The sequence below is a fragment of the Stieleria sp. genome (assembly GCF_041595215.1).
GTDB classification, from domain to species: domain Bacteria; phylum Planctomycetota; class Planctomycetia; order Pirellulales; family Pirellulaceae; genus Stieleria; species Stieleria magnilauensis.
In genome coordinates this window covers 1-5,800 of the sequence record NZ_JBFHKV010000518.1, presented here as the reverse complement: position 1 = coordinate 5,800, position 5,800 = coordinate 1, and the positions used below count along the sequence as shown (strand labels likewise).

Genomic DNA, 5,800 nt, shown 5'->3' with positions numbered 1-5,800 from the left:
TGCTAGGAGCGCAACGAGAAAGGTTTCCTATTTCTTTTTAAAGTTCTCGAGTTCTTGTTTCCGCATCATTTCCCCATAATCTTCGGCTTCTTGGATTTCCTCTTGGGTCTGTGCGGAGGTTTCTTCAAACGCCGCCTCACCACCGCCGGTACCACATCCAGGTACTGCACAGAGGAAACAAGCCAGAGCCATCAGAGACAGAAGTTTGCGAGCCATGTGAATCTCGTGGGTAAGAATTCCTAAATTGACCGGTTTCTAGAGCGGAGATGTTATCCTTAAGTTGCTTAAAATCAAGTGGCTCGCCACCGTGGCGCAAGTTCCGTAAACCGGTGATCGTTGACCCGTGTCGCTACCCCGATCGCACCGACTGCCACACCGCAATCAAACAGCAGCTCGCTTATTAACCGCATGATGACTCGCCAACCCCTCAACCGTTTCATGTTCCGACTCGGTTGGCGCTGTTCCGCTGGTTGTCCAACGCGCTACCGTCGCAGCCGCCACGTGCGTTTGACGCCCAGCGTGGGTGTCCGGCTACTCGTTCTGTTAGGGATCCTGTCCTGGATGCCCGGCTGCGGCAAACCTGAGGCATCGCCGATCGATGCAAGCGCCGCGCCGCGATCTAGCCAAACGGGGCAGGCCGACGAAGCAGATGGTCAGGATCAAACCCAGCAAGACTACTTCGCACGCGCGGCGAACGCACTCGCGCGGGGCGACATTGCCGATGCCGAGGCTTCGATTCGCAAACACCTGCTGCTTCACCCCGACGATGCCCGGGCGATCGAGCTGGCCGGTGACGTTGCCTCGCGGCAGGGAGATCGGGACGTCGCGATCGAGAGGTATCAGGCGTCGTTGAGTTTGGACGAGTCGCCCAACGAGGCGTTACTGGACAAATTGACTCATGCCTTGGTTTCCGCCGGTCGGCCTTTCGATGCGATCGACGCCTTGAAAACATTCGTCGATCGATTCCCCAATCGTCCCCAGCCGCGATTTGACCTGGTCGGTCTGGCGACGATGGTCGGGCAAACCCCCGCGGCCCTGCCGTCGCTGCAGTGGCTGGCCCAACACGGTCAAGGCGATCCGGAATCGTTGCAGGTGCTTGCCGACCCTGCGCGGGTGGAACCTGACGGCGAGATGTGTCAATCGATGCTGCAGCGATCGGGTGATGATCTGCGTCCGCAGTATTGCCTCGCCCGCCTGGACGCGATGAAGTCGAATTGGCAGTCGGTGGCCGACCGTTTGAGACCGGTGCTGGAACGCCACGCTGATTTTGCACCGGCGCAGGCGCTCTATGGGCGAGCGCTGATGGAATTGAATCAATACGACTCGATCCTGGATTGGCAGCAGCAGCTTCCCGCCGGTATCGAAACGTTGCCCGAGTACTGGTTGGTTGCCGGTGAATGGGCCGAGCGAGAGCGGCAGCACGAGCAGGCAGCGCGGGCCTACTGGCAGGCCATCCGGCTGAGTCCCCACGCCTTGCCTTCGGCTCTCAACGGTCTGTTCCAGAACCTGACCCTGATCGGTCGATCCGAGGACGCCGACGTGGTTGCCGATCGGATCACCAAACTGGCTGCCCTACGCGATGCGCTGAAGACGCATTTGGAGCGTAGCGGACGTTCGCAACGAGCTGCCATGCAGGTGGCCGAGGGGATGCTGGCACTCGGCCGGGTCTGGGAAGCCGAGGGCTGGGCACGACTCGCGACGACGTTGCCGGAAGAACGTCTGCCGGATCTTCGCGATCGCTATCTGGCGATCCGCTCCGAGTTGACGGCCACGACGCCGTGGGTGTTGCCGGAGAGGGAAATGGATCGACAGATCGATCTGAGCGATTTGCCGACGATCGCCTGGAAACTGACTCAGCCCCGATCGAGTGCCGCGGAAGTGAGTTTTCAGCGACCGTTGATGTTCGAAGATCAGGCCGAGCAACGGGGCTTGATCCACACCTGCGAGATTGCCCCGGAAGCGATCCAAGAAGGGCATTGGATCTATCAAAGTGTCGGCGGTGGCGTCGGGGTGATCGACTTTGATCTGGACGGTTGGCCCGACGTGGCCGCGGCAATGTTAGACGGCAAGCCCCTCGCATCGGACTCCTCGTCCAATCGGCTGTTCCGAAATCAAGGAACCGGATTCGTCTCGGTGGAGCGTCACGCTGGCTATCACGACACCGGGTTTTCCCAGGGGATCACCGTTGGCGATTTCAACGACGATGGCTTCCCCGACATCTTTGATTCCAATTACGGCCAGAACCGGCTGTTTCGAAACAACGGTGACGGGACGTTTGACGAAATCGCGATCGCCGCGGGGCTGACCGATCAGTCCTGGACGACGTCGGCTGTGATCGCCGATCTGGACGCCGACGGCATTGCCGATGTGTTTGCGACCAACTACTGTGCCGGCCGAGGACCGCTGGAACGACCGTGCCGCAATGCCGACGGCTTTTCGACGTGTCCCCCGTTGTTGTTCGAAGCCGAGCGGGACCGTGTTTGGAAAGGCCGAGGAGATGGTTCGTTTAGTGACGTTTCGGATCAATGGATCCAGACGCAGACGCCAGGACGCGGACTCGGTCTGGTCGTGGGGCAGTTTGACGAGCGCCGCGGGCTGGACGTTTATGTCGCCAATGACATGACGGCCAATCACCTCTGGTCGCCCGAGGTGACCGACGGGCAATTTCAAATGGCCGATCTGGCCGCCACCCGGGGCGTCGGATTCAGCGGGGATGCGACGTCGCAGGCGTCGATGGGAATCGCTGCCGCCGATCCGGACGGCGACGGAGACATCGATTTCTTTCTCACCCACTTTGCCGACGATCACAACACGTACTACGAACAGGTCTCACCGGGTTTCTGGGCCGACCGTTCGTTCCAGGTCGGGCTCGGTCAGCCGTCGATGAAACTGCTGGGATTCGGAACCGAATGGGTGGATTTTGATAACAACGGATCACTCGAACTGATGGTCACCAATGGGCATGTCGATGACGTCCATCGCACCGACGTGCAGTACAAAATGCCTCCGCAGACCTTTCGTCGTCAGCCGTCGGGGCGTTGGGAAGAATTGAGCCTGGACGGGATGGGGGACTATTTCTCCCAGCCACACTTGGGCCGTGCCCTGGCAACCATTGATGTCGACCGGGACGGGCGAACCGACGTGGCGATCACGCATCTGTACGAGCCCGTCTCCCTGTTGGTCAATCGGACCGAAAACGCGGGGCAGTCGATCGGGCTGATCTTGAAAGCCACGCGAACGCAACGCGATGCCATCGGCACGGTGGTCACGGCGACCGTGGGCACGCGAGCGCTAACCCAGCAGCTGACCGCCGGTGACGGCTACATGTGTACCAACCAACGTCGGATTTCGGTCGCGTTGGGCGAGCAGGACAGCGCCGAAAACGTCACAATACAGTGGCCTTCGGGAACGACACAAGCCTTCGGAGTGCTGAAGGGAGGCTACGATTACGTCCTGGTCGAAGGGGCTGAAGACGCATTTCAATTGCAGGGTCATCGTTGAATATCTATCGCACACGCTACCTGGTGAAGGTCGTTGCCGTCGGTTTCGTCGCCGTCGGCTTTTCGGTGATCGGCTGTGGCGGCGGTTCCGACGAACAACGGGCCGCGGAACTGCTGCAAAGCCAGCGGAGGCGCGAGCGGGCGATTGACGCGGCTCCAAAAACCGATCGCCAGCGGATCGAAAAGGCGGAGCGATTCTTCGGGAAACGCAATTTCGCCGGGGCCCGCGACGAGCTTCGCCCGCTGTTGATGTCGGACCAGGTTCCTTCGGAGGCGTTGCTGCTGTACGCCAAATGTGAAGCCGAAGCCGGTGATCCGGTCGCCGCCTGTGAGCTGCTGCGGTCCATTCCGCCGTCAGACCTGACCGCCTTTGTCGATGCGGCCTTGCTGGCAGCCGACTTGTACCTGGACCTGGGGCAATACGCCGAGGCGGAGGCGAGCCTGGAGCAGGTCATTGAATTGAACGCGACCATGGACGCGCCCCGCATCAATGCCGTCTATCACCGACTTGCGGCGCTGTTGAACAACCAAGGCCGACGCATCGATGCGGCCAAGTACTTGCGTCGGCTGGCGCGTTCCGGCGATATCACCGAGAAGGAACTGTTCGCCATGAACACCTATGGAGAAGCCTTCATCGACGTCTCCATGCCCAAACCGAGCTTCCACGGAGCGTTGCCCCCGGCGGCTTTGGCCGAAGCCAAACGGCTCCGCAGAGAAGGGGAATTGGAACAGGCCAGGGTTCTGATCGAACAACTCAGTCAACGGTTCCCGAAGTCGACGCCGATCGCCGCCTTTCGCTGTCGGATTTATTCCGACCTGAAACTCGATACCATGCTGGATGCTTACCTGCAATCGCTTCCGCCGGGCATCCAGCGCGAACCGGAGTATTGGTACGCGCTCGGGACGCGGATGCAAAGTCTGAATCGTCATCCGGAAGCGGTTCGATGTTTTGTTGAAGCCGTCCGCCTGGATGAAACGGACCGGTTTTCGTTCCTTGCGTTGGCTCGTTCTCTCCAAACGCTCGGCAAAGCAACCGAGGCGGAATGTGCCAGTCGGCGTTTTTCGCTGTTGCATGAGGCCGCAATAATCACCAGCAAGATCGGTGGCGAGCCCGGCACGGTTGCGGAACTGAGCCGGCTGTCAGAAATTCTGGACGCGTTGAATCGGCCTTGGGAAGCGATCGCCTGGCGACAGGTGTCCTTGAAAACGCATGGCGGAAGCGACGAGTGGAGCCGGCGTGTCAGCGAGCAACGGAACGCTTTGGAGAACAGTGAGCAAGCGGCAAGTGATCCGACTGCGGATCAAGACCATTTCGCCAGTTGTGGCATCGCGCCGGAAGACTGGCCGCTACCGCCCGCCTCGGCGATCGCAGCGGACGATTCGAGGGATCGGAGCGGGGACGCGATCGACGAATCACGTGTCACCGAAATCAAATTGAACAACGTCGCGGCCGAAGTCGGCTTGGTTTTTCAATACGACAGTGGCGATGATCCTGCCGACAACACCCAGCTCTTGCATCAGCTGACCGGCGGAGGAATCGGTGTCATCGACTTTGATTTGGATGGCTCGCCCGACATCTATTTCACCCAAGGTGGTGGTGATGCATTCGACGCTAGTGGTTCCAAGCCGAATCAGTTGTTTCGTAACTTGCCGATCGGGGCGTGGGTTTCCGTGTCGCCGGCCGCCGGAACGGCAGACCTGGGTTACGGTCAGGGAGTCGCCGTGGCCGACATCAACCAAGACGGGTTTCCGGATATGATTTTGGCCAACATCGGCCCGAACGTGGTGTACCAGAACAACGGTGACGGAACCTTTCGGCGTCAGCCGATGGCGGCACCGGACGCCCACGGGGATTGGACGTCGTCGATCGCGTGTGGCGACTTGAGCGGCGATCATTTGCCGGAAATCGTTGAGATCAATTACATCGACGATCCGACCGCGCTCACGATCGCCTGCACGCCTGAAAAAGACGCCTGTAACCCCAGCGTGTTTCGTCCCGCAATCGATCGTGCCTGGCAAATTCGTCCCGATGGTCAGATCCTGCGGTGGGATGGCTTTGTCGCAATGGACGAAAAACCCAACTATGGATTCGCCGGGGTGATCGCGAATTTTGACGACCGCAACGGAAACGATCTATTTATCGCCAACGACACCGAGTTCAATCATTTTTGGCTGTCGCATCGAGATACCGAATCGGCCCCGGTCACGCTGCGGGAAAGTGCACAGATCACCGGATGCGCCTTCGGGTTGCTCGGCCAACGGCAAGGTTGCATGGGAATCGCCGCGGGTGATTTCGACCG

3 protein-coding genes are annotated in these 5,800 nt (G+C 59.9%); 2 read left to right on the top strand and 1 reads right to left on the bottom strand.

Annotated features, from left to right (window positions below):
- Nucleotides 1–27: 27 nt before the first annotated feature.
- Nucleotides 28–216 carry a hypothetical protein gene (locus tag ABX749_RS19155; protein WP_145207482.1) on the bottom strand — a complete coding sequence of 63 codons (189 nt, stop codon included), beginning with the start codon at nt 214–216 and terminating at the stop codon, nt 28–30.
- A gap of 345 nt (nt 217–561) precedes the next feature.
- Between ABX749_RS19155 and ABX749_RS19150 the strand changes: the two genes are divergently transcribed.
- Both ABX749_RS19150 and ABX749_RS19145 read left to right on the top strand, forming a co-directional pair.
- Nucleotides 562–3,501 carry an FG-GAP-like repeat-containing protein gene (locus ABX749_RS19150; RefSeq protein WP_372897375.1) on the top strand — a complete coding sequence of 980 codons (2,940 nt, stop codon included), beginning with the start codon at nt 562–564 and terminating at the stop codon, nt 3,499–3,501.
- Nucleotides 3,498–5,800: FG-GAP-like repeat-containing protein (locus ABX749_RS19145; RefSeq protein ID WP_372897374.1), on the top strand; the 2,303-nt coding region annotated here is incomplete at its 3' end. The genes ABX749_RS19150 and ABX749_RS19145, both read left to right, overlap by 4 nt.